This is a genomic window from Kribbella qitaiheensis (genome assembly GCF_014217565.1).
Classification (GTDB): domain Bacteria; phylum Actinomycetota; class Actinomycetes; order Propionibacteriales; family Kribbellaceae; genus Kribbella; species Kribbella qitaiheensis_A.
In genome coordinates, this window is sequence record NZ_CP043661.1 from 7,295,121 (window position 1) to 7,313,822 (window position 18,702).

General features: G+C 65.8%; 19 protein-coding genes and 1 pseudogene. 10 read left to right on the forward strand and 10 right to left on the reverse strand.

The window, feature by feature from the left end:
• Positions 1–76 precede the first annotated feature (76 nt).
• Positions 77–1,231, forward strand: coding sequence for an alanine--tRNA ligase-related protein (locus F1D05_RS34595; protein WP_185444496.1), 1,155 nt, complete (start codon positions 77–79; stop codon positions 1,229–1,231).
• A 25-nt stretch (positions 1,232–1,256) separates the two neighbouring features.
• On the opposite strand, the gene F1D05_RS34600 is transcribed toward F1D05_RS34595, so the two are convergent.
• Both F1D05_RS34600 and F1D05_RS34605 read right to left on the reverse strand, forming a co-directional pair.
• Positions 1,257–2,678, reverse strand: a complete 1,422-nt coding sequence (locus tag F1D05_RS34600; RefSeq protein WP_206686435.1) for a carboxylesterase/lipase family protein — start codon at positions 2,676–2,678, stop codon at positions 1,257–1,259.
• Positions 2,679–2,775: 97 nt separating this feature from the next.
• Positions 2,776–3,774, reverse strand: coding sequence for an EamA family transporter (locus F1D05_RS34605; protein ID WP_185444497.1), 999 nt, complete (start codon positions 3,772–3,774; stop codon positions 2,776–2,778).
• A 147-nt stretch (positions 3,775–3,921) separates the two neighbouring features.
• Here F1D05_RS34605 and F1D05_RS34610 point away from each other — a divergent pair, with 147 nt between their 5' ends.
• On the forward strand, positions 3,922–4,353 hold the full coding sequence (locus F1D05_RS34610) for a MarR family winged helix-turn-helix transcriptional regulator (protein ID WP_185444498.1): 432 nt from the start codon (positions 3,922–3,924) through the stop codon (positions 4,351–4,353).
• A complete protein-coding gene (locus F1D05_RS34615) occupies positions 4,346–4,738 on the forward strand; it encodes a hypothetical protein (RefSeq protein WP_206685959.1) in 393 nt (130 codons plus the stop codon). Before F1D05_RS34610 ends, F1D05_RS34615 begins: the two co-directional genes overlap by 8 nt.
• Here the strand turns inward: F1D05_RS34615 and F1D05_RS34620 are convergent.
• Together F1D05_RS34620 and F1D05_RS34625 are read right to left on the reverse strand one after the other, a co-directional pair.
• Positions 4,735–5,406 (reverse strand): hypothetical protein, encoded by a 672-nt coding sequence (locus F1D05_RS34620; protein WP_206685960.1) that lies wholly within the window; start codon positions 5,404–5,406, stop codon positions 4,735–4,737. The genes F1D05_RS34615 and F1D05_RS34620 overlap by 4 nt on opposite strands.
• Positions 5,407–5,446: 40 nt before the next feature.
• Positions 5,447–6,352 (reverse strand): ArsR/SmtB family transcription factor, encoded by a 906-nt coding sequence (locus F1D05_RS34625; protein WP_343066657.1) that lies wholly within the window; start codon positions 6,350–6,352, stop codon positions 5,447–5,449.
• A 139-nt stretch (positions 6,353–6,491) separates the two neighbouring features.
• Between F1D05_RS34625 and F1D05_RS34630 the strand changes: the two genes are divergently transcribed.
• Complete coding sequence (locus F1D05_RS34630; protein WP_185444500.1) at positions 6,492–7,718, forward strand: MFS transporter; 1,227 nt, start codon at positions 6,492–6,494, stop codon at positions 7,716–7,718.
• Between the two features lie 78 nt (positions 7,719–7,796).
• Here F1D05_RS34630 and F1D05_RS34635 read toward each other — a convergent pair whose 3' ends face one another.
• On the reverse strand, positions 7,797–8,534 hold the full coding sequence (locus F1D05_RS34635) for an SDR family NAD(P)-dependent oxidoreductase (RefSeq protein ID WP_185444501.1): 738 nt from the start codon (positions 8,532–8,534) through the stop codon (positions 7,797–7,799).
• 70 nt (positions 8,535–8,604) lie between these two features.
• Between F1D05_RS34635 and F1D05_RS34640 the strand changes: the two genes are divergently transcribed.
• Together F1D05_RS34640 and F1D05_RS34645 are read left to right on the forward strand one after the other, a co-directional pair.
• On the forward strand, positions 8,605–9,537 hold the full coding sequence (locus F1D05_RS34640) for a LysR family transcriptional regulator (RefSeq protein WP_185444502.1): 933 nt from the start codon (positions 8,605–8,607) through the stop codon (positions 9,535–9,537).
• A gap of 55 nt (positions 9,538–9,592) precedes the next feature.
• On the forward strand, positions 9,593–10,018 hold the full coding sequence (locus F1D05_RS34645; RefSeq protein ID WP_185444503.1) for a hypothetical protein: 426 nt from the start codon (positions 9,593–9,595) through the stop codon (positions 10,016–10,018).
• 194 nt (positions 10,019–10,212) lie between these two features.
• On the opposite strand, the gene F1D05_RS34650 is transcribed toward F1D05_RS34645, so the two are convergent.
• Both F1D05_RS34650 and F1D05_RS34655 read right to left on the reverse strand, forming a co-directional pair.
• Positions 10,213–11,481 (reverse strand): protein NO VEIN domain-containing protein, encoded by a 1,269-nt coding sequence (locus F1D05_RS34650; RefSeq protein ID WP_185444504.1) that lies wholly within the window; start codon positions 11,479–11,481, stop codon positions 10,213–10,215.
• Between the two features lie 67 nt (positions 11,482–11,548).
• Entirely contained in the window at positions 11,549–12,709 is a 1,161-nt protein-coding gene (locus F1D05_RS34655) for a helix-turn-helix domain-containing protein (RefSeq protein ID WP_185444505.1), read from the reverse strand.
• A 99-nt stretch (positions 12,710–12,808) separates the two neighbouring features.
• Between F1D05_RS34655 and F1D05_RS42395 the strand changes: the two genes are divergently transcribed.
• Positions 12,809–12,937 carry a hypothetical protein gene (locus F1D05_RS42395; RefSeq protein ID WP_281388842.1) on the forward strand — a complete coding sequence of 43 codons (129 nt, stop codon included), beginning with the start codon at positions 12,809–12,811 and terminating at the stop codon, positions 12,935–12,937.
• Position 12,938: 1 nt separating this feature from the next.
• Here the strand turns inward: F1D05_RS42395 and F1D05_RS34660 are convergent, their stop codons facing one another.
• Positions 12,939–13,367, reverse strand: a complete 429-nt coding sequence (locus F1D05_RS34660) for a nuclear transport factor 2 family protein (protein ID WP_185444506.1) — start codon at positions 13,365–13,367, stop codon at positions 12,939–12,941.
• 178 nt (positions 13,368–13,545) lie between these two features.
• Here F1D05_RS34660 and F1D05_RS34665 point away from each other — a divergent pair, with 178 nt between their 5' ends.
• Entirely contained in the window at positions 13,546–14,613 is a 1,068-nt protein-coding gene (locus F1D05_RS34665) for an RNA polymerase subunit sigma-70 (protein WP_185444507.1), read from the forward strand.
• A gap of 99 nt (positions 14,614–14,712) precedes the next feature.
• Here F1D05_RS34665 and F1D05_RS34670 read toward each other — a convergent pair whose 3' ends face one another.
• Positions 14,713–15,135, reverse strand: a complete 423-nt coding sequence (locus F1D05_RS34670; protein ID WP_185444508.1) for a VOC family protein — start codon at positions 15,133–15,135, stop codon at positions 14,713–14,715.
• Positions 15,136–15,335: 200 nt separating this feature from the next.
• Between F1D05_RS34670 and F1D05_RS34675 the strand changes: the two genes are divergently transcribed.
• Positions 15,336–15,716: a YciI family protein gene (locus tag F1D05_RS34675; RefSeq protein WP_185444509.1), complete on the forward strand. Its 381-nt coding sequence runs from the start codon at positions 15,336–15,338 to the stop codon at positions 15,714–15,716.
• 9 nt (positions 15,717–15,725) lie between these two features.
• A complete protein-coding gene (locus F1D05_RS34680; protein ID WP_185444510.1) occupies positions 15,726–16,307 on the forward strand; it encodes a dihydrofolate reductase family protein in 582 nt (193 codons plus the stop codon).
• 141 nt (positions 16,308–16,448) lie between these two features.
• On the opposite strand, the pseudogene F1D05_RS42650 reads toward F1D05_RS34680, so the two are convergent.
• Positions 16,449–18,521: pseudogene (locus tag F1D05_RS42650) on the reverse strand (AAA family ATPase); the annotation flags it as partial.
• Between the last annotated feature and the right edge of the window lie 181 nt (positions 18,522–18,702).

Below are 18,702 nucleotides of genomic sequence, written 5' to 3' on the forward strand. Positions count from 1 at the left end.
ACCGGAAACGGTCCGCCGGTTTTGTTTTGCTCGAAACCAGGCACCTTTCCGGTCCACACCCCGCAAAGGACCTGCAATGAGCCTCGAAAAGACCTTCATCGACTTCTTCACCGACCACGGGCACGTGCCGACCACGGGCTCCTCGCTCATCACGCGCCCCGGTGACCCCGTCCTGTTCACGACCTCCGGGATGCATCCGCTGACGCCTTATCTCGAAGGCGAACCACATCCGATGGGGCGCAGACTCACCGGCGTGCAGCGATGTCTGCGAACCACGGATCTCGACGAGGTCGGGGATCGCACGCACCTGACCGTGTTCGAGATGCTCGGTTCGTGGTCACTCGGCGACTACGGCAGCGAGCAGACGCTGCGGTGGGGCTACGAGCTGCTGACCGAGGGGTACGGCATCGACCCCGGCCAGCTGTACGTGACGGTGTTCGGCGGTGACAACCAGGTCGAACTGGACCAGGAATCGCTGCGCACGTGGCAGTCGCTCGGCGTGCCGATCGAGCTGACCACCGACGACAACTGGTGGTCGAACGGCCCGACCGGTCCGTGCGGCCCGGACTCGGAGATCTTCCTCTGGACCGGCAAGGGCATGCCGACCGGTACGCCGACCACCGACGACCGCTGGGTGGAGGTCTGGAACCACGTGATGATGCGCTACCGCCGGTTCGAGGACGGTTCGCTGGAGCCGTTGCAGCAGCGCAACATCGACACCGGCCTCGGCCTGGAGCGGCTGACGATGCTGCTCGAGGGCAAGGACTCGGTGTATGAGACCTCGTTGTTCGAGCCCTGGATGCGGATCGTCCCTAGCCTGTGGGAGCTGGATCTGGAATCGCAGCGGATCGTCATCGACCACCTCCGGTCGAGCATGGTGATCGTCGGCGACGGCGTGCACCCATCGAACACCGGACGCGGCTACGTGCTGCGCCGGCTGATCCGCCGGGTGCTGACGCTGCTGTGGCGCGTCGACGACACCGGCACCCTGTCGGACCTGCCGATGGAGCTCTACAGGCACACCCTCGAGCACTTCCACCAAGGTGAGTTGCTGACGCTGGTCCGTCGCATCCTGATCGACGAGGAGATCCGGTTCAACAATCTGCTCGACCGCGGCCGCCGGATCATCAGTCACGAACGCTTCCAGAAGACGCTCGACCAGAGTGACTTCGACTACCTGCACGAGACGCACGGCCTGCCGCGCGACCTCGTGCAGTCGTTACTGCCGTAATGCCGAGCTACGGCAGCAGTACGAGCTACTGCCGTAGCAAGGCCAGTTCGTCCGCATGCGGATCTGCCAGCTGCCGGGACTCCGGGTGATCGAAGCTCATCACAGGCCTCGAGGTCGTGTCGTACTGCGACCAGCCCGGATCCCCGGTGGTGGCGAATGCCACCCAGGCCGCGTGCATCCGATCAGCCAGCTCCTGCGGCGGATTGTCGCCCTGCAAGGGAGATCCGCCGTCGGCGAGAGTGTCGAAGACGAACGGGATCTCCAGCGCGTGGCACGCACCGAGCCCCGGCAACGGCGACTGCCAGGCGAATTCGTACACGTACGCCGAGGACGCTGCCTCCGCGAGCCGAAGCGTCGGCACCGTGAAGGACGCGTCGCTCGTCACGGCCGTGTAGATCTCGCCGGGAGATTGGCCGGGCCGGTTGGCGGCGTACAAGCCCGCGATTGCCGGATCGAGGCCCGCGCGGGCAAGTAGTACCGGCAGTGCTTCCGCTGTGACAGCGGCAGCGATCCCGCTCGGGATGGTGAAGAACCGGAACTCTTCGGTCGTGGTCCCGACCATCAGCTCGACGTCGCGCCCCGCGCCGGCGTTGATGGCGTCGAGGGGTACCTCGTGAATCAGCTCGCCGTCGACCACCGGGAAGAACGGCATGATTCCGCCGCCGGCCTTGATCACGCTCGCACCGAAGCGGGCTGGATCGGGATTCTGCCGCAGGTCTGTCGACACTGCTTGCTGGGCGGCGATGAGGTCAGGAATCAGTACTGCGCCGAGCGCTTCGGGCGTTGCCTGGATGCCGAGATGCTTCGCCAGCTCGGCCGTCATCGACATCGCGTCGGTCGCCAGGGCGACGGACTCGGCCGACCCGCTCTGCATGATGGCCCGCCGGAACAAGCCCTTCGAGGACGGCAGCGACAGCAAGGTGGCGACGCTCATCCCGCCCGCCGACTGGCCGAAGATCGTGACCTGACTCGGGTCGCCGCCGAACGCCGCGATGTTCTCCTGAACCCAGGCCAGCGCGGCCAATTGGTCGAGCAGCCCGCGATTGCTGGGCGCCCCCTCGAGCACGCCGAAGCCGGCAACACCCAACCGGTAGTTGACGCTGACCAGTACGACGCCATCGCGGGCGAAGGCTGTTCCGTCGTACGCCGCGTTCGCGTTCGAGCCGTTGCGGAAGGCGCCGCCGTGGAACCAGACGAGCACCGGCAGACCCCCACCGCCGGCCGTACTGTCGCCGGGGGTCCACACGTTGAGGTTGAGGAAGTCCGGACCGTCGACGATCGGGTTGCTGAGCAACTTGTTGAACGGCGGGTCGTAGCCGGGCTGGGGAGCGGTTGCCCCGAGAGACGTCGCCTCGCGGACGCCTTCCCAAGGCGTTACTGGTTTCGGCGCGGCGTACAGGTCGGCACCTTGCGGGGCCGGCGGCGTACGGAAGACCCAGGTAGGCAGTCACTCCGTCCTTGAGCGACCCGCGAACTTGTCCACATGTGACCGCTGCGATCCGCTCCATGCGCCTATCGTGCCATCCGCCTTGCAGCGCGGTTGGTCAGAGCGTGGCGGGGTCAAGATCGGGGCTCAAGGGTTCGGGATGCAACGGTGTCGGCGCCTCGGGAGGAGCCACCTTGCCGACGGACGACTGGGCAACGAAGGCGCCTAGCAGGACGATGAGGCCGCCGATGATCTGGTTCGTCTTCAGGGTCTCGCCGAGCAGGATCCAGGCGAACAGACCGGCCGCCACCACCTCGACGTACGCGACCGCACCACCGATCGCGGCAGAGAGTCGCTGTACTGCGGCGGCGCCGGCGAGGTACGCGACCACGGTGCTGACCACGATCAGCCAGGCCGCGAACACCCATCCCGGTGCGGAGCGTTCGCCGATCGCGATCGTGTCGGTGAGGGTGTGCCACGGGACAGCCCACGGCGCCGAGATCGCCGTCAGCAGCACCGCTCCGACGACGCTGCCGGCCGCAGTCATCACCAGCGGATCCGCGACCCCGGTCAGCTTGTCGATCAGGATGAAGTACACCGCTTGGCAGGCAGCGGCCGCGAGCCCGGCGAGCAGTCCGATCAGGTCGAGCTGCGACCCGGACCAGATCTCGACCACAGTGGCGAGACCGACCAGCGCGATCGCCACTCCGAGCGCGGCAGACCGCGGTACGGCGACCTTGCGGCCGAACTTCAGCCAGCCGACGACGAGCACCGGGCCGGAGAACTCCAGCAGGATCGCCACGCCGACCGGCAAGCGGCTGGCGGCGATGAAGAACAGCGTCTGGCAGCCGGCGATCCCGGTCAGGCCGTAGAGAACCAGTTGCGGCCAGGACTTCCGGGCGGCCAGGATCCCGGCGGGGCCGCGGAAGATCAGGACCAAGGGGACGAGCAGGACGGCAGCGCCCAGGATCCGCAGCCAGGCGGCCTGTTCGGGCGAGAAGCCGGCGTTGATCAGGGCCTTCGCGAACGGTCCCGAACCACCGAAGGTCACCGCTGAGAAGAGAGCAAAACCAAGTCCGGCCGATTTGGTCCGGGCGGCGTCCGGCGTTGCTTGCATTCTCAGCTCCTCACTCCTCGTCCAGGCGGACTCTGTACATGGGTGTAACTGTTTCACACTCATTACAGGCCGTCGATAGGGATATATCAGTAGCTGGACGTCTGAGCCGTCACGGGCAGATACTACGGATCCGTATAGTACGGATCCATGAAGTCCGAATCAGAAGAAACTGGCTTACTGCTGCTGGAGTTGCAGCGAGCGACTCACGCGACGCTGCAAGAGTTGACGTCGAAGCTGGTCGACCTGGATCTGTCGGCCGCTGAGATCAACGCGCTCGGGAACTTGTCCGACGACCGGGCCCGGACCGTGTCGGAGCTCGGCGCGGCCATCGGCATCAGGCCGACCACGCTCACCGGCGTACTGGACCGGCTCGAGCGGCGTGGGCTGCTGACCCGAGGTACCCGGGCCGGTGATCGAAGGGTGGTGCTGATCGAGTTGACCGCCGATGGGCGCGAGACCGCGAGCCTCATCGCGGAGACGATCGCCGAGATCGAGCACCGCACCTTGGCGGGTCTCCCGAAGGAAGCGCTCAGCGGTTTTCGTCAGGTTCTCGCCGCGCTGGCGGGCAGTGATGAGTGACTTCGAGAGCTTGATGGCGAAGACCATGCGGACGGCTGACCGGTTCGGGCATCGGGAGCACGTGCGGTTGACCTGGTTGGCGGTTCGCCGGCATGGGGTCGAAGGCGCGGTCGAGGTGGTCAGCCAAGGCATCCAGCAGACCGCTCGGTACGCCGGTGCGCCGCAGAAGTATCACGCGACCGTGAGCAGGGCCTGGGTGGAACTGATCGGGCACCACGTGATGGAGGAACGTCTCGACGACTTCGATGCCTTCGCCGAGCGCAATCCCGCGTTGCTCGACAAGCGTCTGCTGACGCGCTTCTACCGTTCGGCGACGCTCGCGACTCCCGCAGCCCGGACCGCTTGGGTCGAGCCCGATCTCGCCCCCTTTCCCTGGCGGCGCTAGAGCACGTTGACGGCGCGGGCGGCGACGATCGCAATGGTCAGCAGCGAGATGCCGGACTGGGTGCCCATCAGCGTCTTGGTCCGGGCGGTCAGTGGCATCGTGTCGGTCGGGCTGAACGCGGTGGCCGCGGTGAACGCGACGAACAGGTAGTCGGTGAAGCCGGGCAGCCAGCCCTGCCAGCCCGGGATGTCGGCCGTCATCTGCGGGAACAGCAGGTCCGGCCGCTCTTCCTCGTGCTCGTGGTCGGGCATCCGGGCGAACGGTCCGCCGCGGTCGATCTCCCAGTACCAGACCGCGAACGCGACCACGTTCGTCACCCAGATCAGCAGTGCGGCCTTCACCAGCACCTTGCCGTCGTTGCTCTGCCCTTCGCCGAGATAGATGATCATGCCGGCCAAATAGATCGCATTAATCAGGACCACCACGCCAAGCAGTACGAGTTCGATCTTGCGCAGCCATGGCTCGTCCATCACCAGGTGGAACGGGTTCGTCCACACCAGTGGCACCAGTAGCGCGAGGCCGAGCGCAGGCAGCAGCCAGCGTGGCGCCTGCATGATGGGCGCGGGTATCGCGAATTGCAGCAACAACACCACCAGTACCGCCAGCGAAGCCGGCCACCGCCGGGTGTGTCGCTTGCTGGGTGCTGCCGCCTTCGGAACCGTGCTCACAGCAGCATTCTGTCCCGCCCGGCCTTGTCCTGGTGGGATCTCAGCCGATCGAGGCGTCGACAACCGCCTGACCGACATCTGTCCGCCGGTAATGCACCTGATGCCCGGTCCGCCTTCTGCTCACCAGCCCCGCGCCGTACAGGGCGGCAAGATGCTCCGCCACCGTCGCCAAAGCCAGTCCGTACTGCGCTGCCAAGGCGCTCGTGGTTGCCGGTGGATCCAGCGCGACCAGCAGCGTCGCGCGAGTCCGGCCGAGCAGGGTCGCCAGTGAATCCGGGGGAGCAGGCGCATCGGACCAGAGCCGGGCGGCGCCGCGGGCCGGATACACCACCGTCGGCTGGTATTCGGGCGCGGTGATCACGACGAGGTACGGCCACCCGAACACTCCTGGTACGAGCAGCAGACCTTCGCCGGTGAGTTCGCGATCCTGCTCGCGGAACTGCGAGGTGATCAGTTGATCGTTCTCCCAGCTCAACGTCGGATGCAGGTCGTCGAACAACTTCGCCAGTCCGCCCGAGGTGAGCTGCTGACCGCGATACGCGATGTCGTCTTCGAGCACACGGCTGATCATCGGCCAGTCCGGCTCGATCAGAGCATGCCAGGCAGCTTCGATCTCGACAGCAAACCCTTCGCGAGCCGCAGCCGGGTCTTCCAACATCCGATTGATCGCCGGCGCTCCCGGATTGTCCCGCCCGTCACGAGACTGAATCAGCTCGGCCCTGACTTGATGCAACGGCGTACTACGAACCCGCGCAATCTCCGTCTCGAACCTAGCCCGCGAGGCCTTAGGCGGGGGAGTGAGAAAGTCAGGTGTGTACCCGCTCCGAGGCTGCACAGCCCGCAACATCCGCAGATCGAGCCCGGCCGTCTTATCAGCCTTGGCCGCGACCCACGGCGAATACAACGGCCGGGACCGCTGCCCCCCAAGCACCCGCACCGCCGACATCGTCTCCCACACCGGCGAAACCCCGAACCGGCACCGAAGCGCATCCGCCTGACTGAACCTCAAAACCGGCACACCCACCCACTTTCGGCCACCCCCGAAACACTACCTCCGCCCAACCCTTACGCCCACGCTCACCCACATGCCCACCCCCACCCCACCTACCCCCACCCCCGCGGCCCCGGCGCGCAGTGCTGGTTATGGCGCGGTGCTGCGAGTTCCTGGGTTGCGGGCGATCTTCTTCGCGCATGCTGTGTCGATGGCCGGGACGGTTGCGGCTGAGGTTGCGCTTTCGATCTTGGTCTTCGAGCGGACCCGGTCGCCGCTGCTGTCCGCACTGGTTCTGGTGTGTTCGTTCCTGCCCTATGCGCTCGGCGGGGTAGCGCTCTCTTCGATCGCGGATCGTTTCCCCGCCAGGCGCGTCCTGGTCTGCTGCGATCTGGTCAGTGCGACGGCGATCGCCGCGATGCTCATCCCAGGAATGGCAGTCGCGACCCTGCTCGGACTGCTGCTGGTGACCGGCACCGTCGCCCCGATCTTCGCCGGCGCCCGAGCGGCCAGCCTCGCCCATCTACTCCATGCCGAGTTGTTCCCAACCGGGCGGTCATTGCTCAGGGCAATCAGCCAGCTGACCCTCCTGGCCGGCTTCGCCGTCGGCGCCATCGCGGTCGCGGCGATCGGGCCCACCTGGCTGCTCGGCCTGGACGCCGGGACCTTCGTGGCGTCAGCCGTGCTGATCGGAATCGGCACCCCATCAACACCGAGGACCGCCGCGCCAACTCGCAGTACCGTGCGGGAATCCCTTGCGGGCTTGGGATATATCTTCGGCAACAAACGACTCAGGAGATTGATCGTGCTGTCCTGGATCGTCCCGGCATTCTCATCGATGCCAGACGGACTGGCCGTCGCCTACACCGCACAGACCGGGGTCGCAGCCTCACTGGCCGGTGCGTTGTTCACCGGGTACGCCGCAGGCTCGATCCTCGGCGAGCTCGTCGCGACACGCCTCGCGCCGAGCACCCGAAGACGACTCGTGATCCCGCTGATCCTCGTCACCCAGCTGCCCGCGATCGCTTTCGTGACCGAGCCGGCAATCCCGGTGGCGGCGGTGCTGCTGGCGATCTCGGGTTGCGGATACGCGTTCAACCAGGGGATCGATCCGCTGATCCTGGTCGCCAGCGACCCGGCGTACCGGGGGAGGCTGTTTACCGTCCAAACCAGCGGACTGATGGCGATCCAGGGCGTCGGCATCGCGTTGGCCGGGCTGCTCGGCACACTCATCCGTCCCAACCTGGCGATCTGCGTCGGCGGCCTGGTGGGTACCGCGACAACCATGATCCTGGCCCGGAGAACGCTCTCGGACAGCTGACCGGCGTACTGCTCACCAGGGTCCCGCGTACTGCTCACCAGGGTCCCGCGTACTGCTCACCAGGGTCCCGCGTACTGCTCACCAGGGGATGGAGTCGTTCGCGCCGGGACCACGGGAGACGCCGGTCGGGCCATCGACCGGAAGCGTGGCCAGATAGACCGGCGCGACAGCCCCGTCGGCGACGGTGCGACTGCCTCGCGGGAACTCCGCAGCCGTGTTCAGATCGGTCGGAACCAGCCCGGGAGTGGCGGCGTTCACCTTGATGCCATCGGCCCGCAGCGCCGCCGCATACAGGACGGTCAACGCGTTGAGCGCGGCCTTGGACGAGCTGTAGGCCAGCATCTGATGGCTCGACTGCGCGGTCCCGAAATCGCTCAGCCGTGTCAGCGAACCGAGGCTGCTGGACATGTTGACGACCCGTGCGTTCGGCGACTTGCGCAGCAGCGGGATGCAGGCCGACGTCACCGTCGCGACGCCGAAAACATTGACCTCGTACGTCGTACGGAGGTGCTCGGCGGTCATGTCCACCAGGTCGACGCCCCACTCGTCGGCTATCCCAGCGTTGTTGACCAGGATGTCGAGCCGGCCGGAGTCGGCCTCGATCGACTTCACCGCGGCACCGACCGATTCGGCATCCGTCACATCCAACTGGACGAAGCGGACGTCCCCGGCGAGCTCCGCCGCGGCAGCCTCACCACGGGAGGCGTCCCGAGCGCCGATGTAGACAGTGAAGCCGTGGTCTGCGAGTTGCCGGGCGATCTCCCGGCCGATTCCTTTGTTGGCACCGGTCACCAGTGCTACTTCGTTGGTGTTCATGTCTTCAAGTTCAGCCGCCGTCGGCCCAAAAGAAAAAGACCGATCGGGTGGCCCGGCATACCCTGGAGGTATGGCGGAACCCGAGATCCGTGAACTGCGCTACTTCCGCGCGGTCGCGGAGGATCTGAACATCACCCGTGCGTCCGAGCGACTCGGCATCGCCCAGCCGCCGCTGTCGCGGGCGATGCGTGCGCTGGAGAGCCGGCTGGGTGTTGCTCTGTTCGACCGCTCCGACCCGCGCCGGATCGGCCTGACCGAGGCCGGTGAGACGTTGCTCAAGGAATCGGCCCAGGTGCTCGACGCACTAGACGCCGCAGTACGCCGTACGCAGCGCGCCGGATCGGCGACGAAGACATTGGTCGTCACCGCGAAGCCGGGAGTCGCCACCGATCTGCTCAACTATGTCGTCAACGAGCTCCGCGACGTGCCGGGCGCACCCGAGATCCGGTTCGACGTCACCGGCCTCGGTGAGCAGGTGGAGCGGATCACGGACGGCCGTGCCGACCTGGCGATCCTCGGGTCGCCGTACCTCGACAACCCTTTGGCGCAAGAGGTTCTGCTCACCGAGGGCCGGATGGCAGTGCTGCCGGTCGGTCACGAGCTGGCCGACCGCGAGGTGCTCGGGATCGACGACCTGCGCGACCTCCCGTTCGCCCACCGGCCAGGCGCATCCGTTGCCAGCCGCAACTACTGGTCGGGACAGCCGGACGGTCAGCCGGCTGGTACTCCGACCGGCCCGCTGGTGAACGACACCGCCCAGATGCTCGAAGTAATCGCTCTAGGCCAGGCAGTCGCCTTGCTCCCGGTCTCGTTCGCCCTCCGCAACGCCCGCCCCGATCTGGTCTACCGCCCAGTCCCCGACGCCGAACCCCACACGATGGTGGTCGCCTGGAAACCCGGCAACCCCTCACCATGGGTCGCCCGCTACATCGAAACCGCCAAACGCTGGAGCCAAGAGAACGCCGACGCTAGCCGCGGGAACGAACTACCACTGGAGCTGTAACGAGCGCCCGCCCCTTTCGCGCCTCCTACGTCGGCCGCCCGCCCACCCGCAGTTCATGCTCTTCAACAACCTCGGCATGATCGACACGCTCTACCCGCTGATCCTGCCCGCCTTCTTCGGCTCACCCTTCTACATCTTCCTGTTCCGCCAGTTCTTCGCCCGAATGCCGCCCGAGCTCGCGGACGCGGGCCGTCGTGGACGGCTGTGGCTGGTTCCGGATGTTCCTTCTCGTCTACCTCCCACTTGCCCGCCCCGCGGTAGTGGCAATCTCGATTCTTCTCTTCATGGGCTACTGGAACAACTTCCTCGGACCGGCCATCTACATCAACTCAGACCAATGGAAAACCTTGCCCTCGCCCTGGCCGGCTTCCAATCCGTCAACGGCACCGACACCCCGTTGCTAATGGCAACCTCCGTCCTGATCACCCTGCCCTGTCTGGCCATCTTCTTCTTCGCCCAAAACAAATCACCAACGGCATAACCTTCACCGGCGGCAGATGGCCCCCGCACAACCCCCTTTCGCATCCTTCTGTCTTGACCGATCCGCCGTCGCGCTCGTGGCACACCTGTTAGGTAGCGGATCGTCAGCTCGTGGGCCAGTTTGCTGGCGACCACGACTAGTTCAGGGCCTCAAATGTTGACCGGTGAGGACGAATTCGATGCTCAGTCGACTCGCTACTGGTTCGGCGGCGTCCATGAGTATCCGGTTGGAATCAACTCTCCACTGTCAGGGGTGAACGGCATGATCCTGAAGTTGCCTGACCTGGGGTCAACCTCACCGTTGGACAGAAACTGGATGTCGCTGAGGATGCCAAGGATGCATTGCCCGGGATGCTGACGAGCATGGTCAACCTCGCCTCGTGTTACGAGAACAGATGAGCCGGTTGACTCGGTTCCCTTTGCTTCTAGGAAGAGGACGGCAGCGTCTTTGACCGCGACTGCGTCGTACGGGTGGCCGTACCTCACGTCCTCGACTATCCAATTCTTGTCCCGGTAGTGCTTCTCCAGACGTGCTTGAGCGAGATCTTCTACCTGCTTTCTACGAAGCGGATCCAGTTGCCATCGCTGCCTCGGCGTCGTGCGGGAGTGGATCGGTCGGCCAAGGTGCTCACTCCATAGATTCTCGAGTTCCTCAGCCTGTGGACTGGCGACGACGATGCCGCTCGACTGAGGTTCCCATTCTTGGTGGGGCAGTTGGGCCTTGAGTACCTCGATGGGCAGTAAATGCTCCGGGCGAAGTAGTGTGCCCCAATCGATGAACGCATAGTTGGCTGTCTTCGATTCGTCTAGCCAGTGGTTGTCTTGAAAGACTCTGCTGTTGAACGTGCCCGAGCCGAGCAGACCCCTTTCGCCGCTGCCCTGCTGGAGCAGGAAGACTCGATCGCCGGGAACAATCGTCTTCCGGCGTAAACCTGTCGACCACGAGCCACGAACGATTCTTCCGCTGTCGGTCGATGCACATTCCCGCTCGTAGTCGGTCGGCTTGAGTTGCCAGAGGTCGGGGTTGTATGTAACGAGATATGTCGCCCTGGATTCCGGCGGCCGGACCGCTCGCTGGGCGGACGAAAGTGCGTCCGACTCGGAGGTGTCGAAGTATCCGACTGGATTCCGCCCCGACGGCGCCCTACGTCCGATCAAGCAGTCACGAGCAGGGTCGCCAGGCAGCAGGACCTGACCGATGAGTGCCTTCTTCGGCCGCTGACGACGTGGATCATCGACATCCTCAAGACCGTCGATCTCCGCGACGACTCGGATCTGGCCGTCGAAGGAGAGAGTGGCGAAACGCTGATCTAGTACGTCCGGTCCCAGTGCCCAGCGGCCGCGATTGACCCGCCACAGATCCTCGTCACTGCACAACGGGTCCCAGCCGACCCAAGTTCGATTCATCGAGTCGGTCTTTTGATCAATCTCGAAAGCATTCTTCAGTTTGAAGTTGATACCCATGCAAAGCAGTCTCGGGCAGATCTGATTCTTAGGGTGAGACACGCCGTCGGGAGCGTGCATTGCGGGTTCAGAGAGCGCGGGCTGCTTCGGTGAAGTGATGCGTCAGAGGTTCGTCGGGGTAGCGGGTTGTGAGTTCGTGGGTTAGTTCGCCGGCCACCATGACGAGGGAGGGGCGGCTCTGGCGAGTGCCGTGGAGGCCGGTGAGGCCTAGAGTTGTGGCTTCTTCGAGCCCTCCTTGGCGGGCGGCGACGATGGCGAGCGCGATGCGGCTCTCGCCGATTCGCATCGGGGAGAGTTCGGTGCCGTCGGGTGCCAGGTTGTCCTGGATGACGGCCGTTGCGTACTGGCGCGCGAGCTGGTCGTCACCGGCGAGGCGGTGTACGTCCATCGCGTAGTACTGCCATTTGGCCGGGTCGACCTTGAAATGGTTGTCCGGGCGATCCGGGTACGGCAGGCGATCGAGAATCTCGCGACCGGATTCCAGTAGAGGCTCGAGGCCCGATTGCCCGAGGCGAGCCCGCGCCTTCGCTTCCTGGGCGATGAGTTGCACGTGGACACTCGATTGCTGGGCGACAGCCTGGCCCGCTTCGGCCGAATCGATCGCGTCAAGGAGCCGACCTTGGGTAAGCGCGAACCACGCGGACATCTCGTGAGCCCAACCACTGATCTCCGCGTGCCCGGCTTCGGCGCCCAGCTGCAGCGCCGCAGTACGGGTCGACTCGGCGGCTGCCCGCAGACCCAGGTCGTACTCGACACAGCCCGCAAGCAACGCAAGCCAGCCACCCGCGGCCAGTAGCTCGGCATGCGCACACAGGCCAACTGGGCGTCGCAACAGTTCGCCGACGTGCCGCAGCCAGCCTTGTGCCTCCTCGCGGAGCTCCATCGCATCACGCCAGGAGTACTGGCAACACAACTCGACTAGCGTTGCGTGCAGGCGCTCCAACGTTGCCGGAGTCGCATCGGATGCCTGCAATCGTTGGACGAGCTCGGCAGTCTGCCAGGGCGTCCGGTCGAGCTTGGCCACCAGCTCGTCGCCGGATGCAGCGATCAGTGCGCCGTTCGCCCGCAGCGCCTCGTCGCAGAGCCGCGCAAGAGTCTCGGTCGCGGGCTTGCGGCCATTCTCCACATTTGACAGGTAGCCGCGGCTGAAGTGGGTCACCCGGCTGAGCTCGCCCAGGGACCATCCGCGATGCTCGCGGTACTCCCGCAACAACGACCCGAACGCCATACAACCTAGTGTCACCCGGCGGTTGTATCCCTGTCGCCTTTTGCCGTGGGATACAAGGCAACCGTGGTGGCCGAGTCTGTTTCAGCAGACGCTGTCGCCATGCTCAAGCTCGTGAACGAAGCAACCTGCGACGGGGTCCATCCAGACACTGGTCTGGGATGCGTCCTTGGCGAGCATCGCGGCTACCACTGCGCCGTCGACGGCGCTGAGTGGCTCGACGACGAGTGATTCAGGCCGGCGAGGCGTTCGGACGCTGAAGCCGACCACCTTGGTGGGCTATTGGTTTTGGGCGGCGGCTGCGCGGGGCCTGGGTGAAGGGGAGGCGGTCGAAGATGATTTTGAGGTGGGTGATGCGGGCGTGCTGGACGGTGAGGAGTTCGGCGCCGGGGGCGTGGGGGACTGGGGTGGTGACGGTGTCGTACATCAGGAGCGCGGTGGTTTCGTCGCCGAAGGCCGAGAGCAAGGTTGAGCTGGTGACGGTCTGGGAGAACGGCTCCATGAACGCGCGGAAGGCGGCGGCGCCGTCGAGGCGGCCGGCTGGCGTGTGGCAGATGATGTCGTCGGCGATGTAGCGCATGGCCAGGTCGAAGTCGTGGCTGGTCCAAGCCTGGTGATAGGCGAGCACGGTCTCTAGCGCCGTGGTGGTGGTCTCAGTCATCGGGTGGTCCTTTCGGTGAACGAGTGGTGACTGGATAGACACCACGTGCATCGCGAACGGAACGGTCCGCGCGAAGTTCGCAGTACGGCGGAAAGCAGTACGGCGGAGGCGGCACGGCAGGAGAGGCGATTCAGGGGAGGCAGCACGTTGGAGCCGGGGGAGCTGGCACGATGAGTGGATGACGGTGTTGGTGCGGGCGCAGGCGGGGGACGAAAACGCTTTCCGGGAGCTGACCGCGCCGTACTTCCGGGAGCTCCATCTGCATTGCTATCGCATGCTCGGTTCTGTCACGGATGCCGATGACGTGATGCAGGAGATCCTGCTCGCCGCGTGGCGCGGGTTGGACGGGTTCGCTGGGAGGTCGTCCGTACGCACGTGGCTTTACCGGATCGCGACGAATCGCTGCCTGAACGCGATTCGCGACAGCAAGCGGCGGCCGCCCGTCGAGCCTGTTCCACCTTTCGACCCGCCTGCTCCGTCGCGGCGTAGCGAGGTGACCTGGCTGCAGCCGTATCCGGATGAGTGGCTCCACCAACTCGCCGACAGCGAACCCGGGCCCGAGACCCACGCAGTACGGCGGGAGAACGTCGAGCTGGCGTTCATCGCTGCCCTGCAACGGATGCCGCCGAAGCAGGCGGCCGCTCTTCTCCTCGTCGACGTACTCGGATTCGCTACCACCGACGTCGCCGACCTGATGGACACCAGCCCAACCGCGATCAAGGGAGCGCTCCAGCGAGCCCGAGCCTCACTACGCACCAGCCAAGGCTCCAAGCCTGCCGATGCTCCATCACGCGCCAACAGCCGATCCTCAGAGGTCCCCGATGCCACCAACCGCCGAGGCTCGGAGATCCCCGATGCCGCGGCCGAACGCCAACTGGCCAGGCGATTCGCCGAAGCCTTCGTCGCTGACGACATCGATGCCATCACCAGCATGCTCACGGACGACGCCTGGCTGACCATGCCGCCGGCGCCACACGAGTACTACGGCCCTCCGGCGATCGCTGCCTTCTTGCACGCGAGCGCCGAAGCCCGTACCGGTTCGACCCTCCAGTTCGAGGAAGCCGGCGCCAACCTCCAGCCCGCATTCCACTGCTACTTCGTAGACCAGCACCACGTACGCCGGTACGCCGGCCGCCTGGTGCTGGGCATCCGCAGCGACCACATAACCCACATCACCCGCTTCCTCGGCCCAGCACCCGCAACCCGGATCACGCAGTTCCTCGGTCCCGCCGCCGAACCCAGCTAAACGGAAACTCACCTTTCCGCGGAGTTTTCCGCGGAAAGGTGAGTGCCGTGGCGAGCCGCGACGGTGACTGGAGCGCGGCGAGGAAAACGTTTTCGGTGGCTACTTGGCCTCGCGGGCTGCCTGAATCTCCAGGTAGTGGGGGTTGTGCATGATGCCGAGGACGTTGCCGAAGGGGTCGATCACGGCGGCGGTGGCGAAGTCGCTGTCGCCGTGGGCGGTGATCGGCGCGTACTCCTTGGCGCCCATCGACAGCAACTTCTCGAAGGTTCCGGCCAGGTCGTCCACGTGCCAGTGCATCACCGCGCCGCCGGCGGCGTTGGATGCGCCGGGAGGGGCGTACTTCCGGTCGATGAACCCGATCTCGTCCCCGTCGTCGCCGATCCGGAACTCCACGTACGCCGGGGCCGCGGGCGCCACCGGGAACGCGTAGTACGCCTCCTGCTCGAACAGTTCGGTGTACCAGTCACGCGCGGCGGCGAGGTCGTCGGCGTAGAAGCTGATGGTGGCAAATCCTCGGAACATCGGGTTCTCCCTGGTGTCGTTCTCCATTGCGATGAGTCCATCTTGCCGCCTAATAGTGCTCATCCAATGAGCACTTTCCACGGAAAATCCGGAAAATCACGCGGAAACTTTGGGAGGGTGTCGATTCCGGCCTGTCCCGGTCGACGCAGTGATGTGACCAGGGCCGGATCGGACTCTGGCAACGACACGAGGAGACGGAAATGCGAGTCATGGTGCTGGTGCAGACGGACCCGAAGCTCGAGGACACCTACTTCGAGGACCCACGGGCAAATTCCGACCTGGAGGCCATGGGCAGGTTCAACGACGAGCTCCTGAAGGCGGGCGTGATGCTGGCGGGCGAGGGCCTGGCGCCGAGCAGAGAAGGCAAGCGGGTCAGCTTCGGTACGGACGGGCCCAGCGTCGTCGACGGCCCGTTCGCCGAGGCGAAGGAACTCATCGGTGGTTACTGGATCTGGCAGGTCGAGTCGATGGAGGAAGCGGTCGAGTGGATCAAGCGCGGCCCCTTCCACGAAGGCACCCTCGAACTCCGCCGCGTGTATGAGGAAGCCGAGTTCGCCGACGGCTACCCGCAGCCCAAGTAGGCGACCGGTATGTCTGCCTCGGTGCTCTTCATGTCGATGTCGCTCGACGGCTTCATCGCGGGTCCGAACGACACTCCGGACAATCCAGGCGGTGACGGCTTCATGGGGCTCCACGACTGGCTCGTCGACTCGACGGGTGAGATCAGTCGACCCGCTGGGTCGGCCGGCGAGCTGTACGACCTCATCGACGCCAGCGGCGCTGTCCTCGCTGGTCGCCGTACCGTCGAGCAGGTCGACCACTGGGGCGGCAGCCATCACGGCGTACCGGTCTTCGTTCCGAGCCATCGGCCGCCAGGCCCGAGCGTGGCCAACTACCCGATGGTGACCTACGTCCAGGACGGCATTGCCTCAGCGATGGCGCAGGCCAAGGCCGCCGCCGGCTCCCGCGACGTACTGGTCCACGGCGCCTACACGGCTCAACGCGCACTGGAGGCCGGAGTACTGGACGAGCTGATCATCTCCCAGATCCCAATCCTGTTCGGTGACGGTCGCCGCCTGTTCGACGTACTGCCGTCGAGCATCGAGCTGGATGTCGTCGGCGTCACCGACACCCCCGAGGCCACCCACCTCCACTACCGCGTACGACGCTGAGCCGACCGGCGTACGGAGGGAGGTCAGCTGCCAGGGCGCTGGAGTAGGTAGTCCTCGGCGCGCATGGAGGCGGGCCGGTTTGATGTCCTCGGGGAGCAGTTCGCGCAGGTCGCGTTCGGTCAGGCTGTCCGGGTCGCGCAGAGCGAGGCGCGTGGACTGGTTGGAGATCGCCTCCTCCAGCACGTTCCGGATGAACCGGCCGTTGCCGAAGTTGTGGCCGCGCGGGGCCGGCGGGATGATCCGGCGGACGACGGCCATCACCTCGTCGGTGAGGATCATGCCCCTCTGCCGGGCCTGGAGCTCGAAGATCGCGACGAGCTGATCGGTGTCGTACTCGCTGAACGCCAGCAGCTTCGGGAACCGCGACGCCAGCCCGGTGTTCGACTCCATCAGCCGCTGGATCTCACGGTGGTAGCCGGCCATGATCACGACACACTCGTCGCGATTGTCCTCCATCATCTTCAGCAAGGTGGCCACGGCCTCATGCCCGAAGTCGCCCGGAATGTTCTCCGGCACCAAAGTGTAGGCCTCATCGACGAACAGCACCCCGCCGAGCGCCTCGCGGAACTTGGCCGCGGTCATCGGCGCGGTGGCACCGACCGCGGAACCGACCAGGTCGGACCGATCGACCTCGACCACGTGCCCCTTCTCGAGCACTCCCAGCTCCTTGTAGATCCGCCCGAGCAACCGGGCGATCGTCGTCTTCGCCGTACCAGGCTTCCCGACGAACACCATGTGCCTGGCGCGTTCCTGCGTCGGCAGACCGAACTCCTTGCGCCGCTGATTGGTCTTGATCTCGGCCACCATCCGGCGCACCGACTCCTTGATCGACTCCAACCCGACCAGAGCCTCCAACTCGGCCAGCGCCCCGACCGACGGCTCCGCGGTCGCAGACCCATCGGCCATCTGCTTCGCAATCGCAGGCTCGTCGACCGCACTCACGGAGTCAGCGGCAACTGGCTCCGGTACTACGTCGGCCGGCGACTCGCTGAGGCCGTCGACCTCCGGCTCACGTACGACGTTCACCGCCGCCCCGGTCACCTTCTCAGGAGCCCGTACGTCGTCGCCCGCTGTCTCGTGTACTTCGTTTGCCGCAGGCATCCGTTCGGAGTCCCGAGCAGGTGGGAGCGGAGCAGCCCGACCGGCCGCCGACCCGAAACGCTGCTGGTCGAGGACCTGGAAGAACGCCCCCAGATCGGGCACCTCCGGCTCCGGCCACGACCCGTTCTCGAGCACGCCGGCCAGGTGAACCGACACGCGCGTCGCCGCAGCCGCCCACGACCGCGCCGACTGCTGCTGCCCCTGCCCAACCGCGCGCTCAAGCCACTCGGCATTGCGCTTCAGCCAACCCTGCGGGTCGAAGCCGTGCCGGATTTCAGCGAGCGCGTGCTCAACGTCCCACCCAGCGATACCGAGGACCTGACCCACGGCCGGCGGTTGGCTCGCGAGACCGGCGACCCGGATCAGCCGAGCCAGCAACTGCGAGAAGTCCCGGCCATCGTCGTACGGAATCACCACGGACAACTCGGCGTGGACATCCCGCAACATGTCGAGCGAGTACCTCAGAGCCGATTGGGCCCCAGCCAACTCCGGCAGTACTGCGCGTTCGGCATCACTCAATACGGTGGTCTGCCAAAACTGGACGATCGTCTCGTAGTCCGCCAGCACATGCATCCGGGTCGCCTCGCGGTCACCCAGCACGCGATCGAACGCGGTCGTCAACGCCCGGGCCCGAGCCGCCATCGGAGGCGCATCCACAAACAGACTCACCGCGTCCCGCGACAGCTGCAACGCCTGCCGCCGCCCAGCCTCGTTGAGCCCCCGCGCCCCACCGACCGCCACCAACGGCCAATCAGTAGAGGCGACCCGTACGACGTACCCGTCGCCCCCGAACCGCACCGGCGCCCGATGAAAGTCCCTCGTCAGCACGGCCGCGATATCGGCGTACTCACCCCGCAGTACGGGAATCCACCCGCCGAGCAGAGGCGCCACCTGATGCACGAACCACACCGCAGCCGGCGTCCCCTCCACAAACTCCGGAAACACCCCCGGCCCGCAACGCCTTGGCATCGTCGGCCCACTCACGAAGCTGTCCGCGAACCCCGGCCACCCACTCATCCGGCACATCCCACGGCTGATCGGCACCAAGTACGTCAAGCACGCGCGGTCCCCGGATGTGGTCAGCCACAGATTTCCTCTCCACCCGTCGGCCATCTGGCCCAGCTACACGGCACACCACCTTGTACGCCCACCACGGCGCCGATCCGGCGGCGTCACAGACTCGACCGCGGCGGCGGCATCACGCCAGCCCACCTTAGTGGGTCGACGGCCCACACCACGCGCTACCTCCGCCTTGTGGTCACGCCGTATCCATCCGACGGATTCCCTGTCAGCA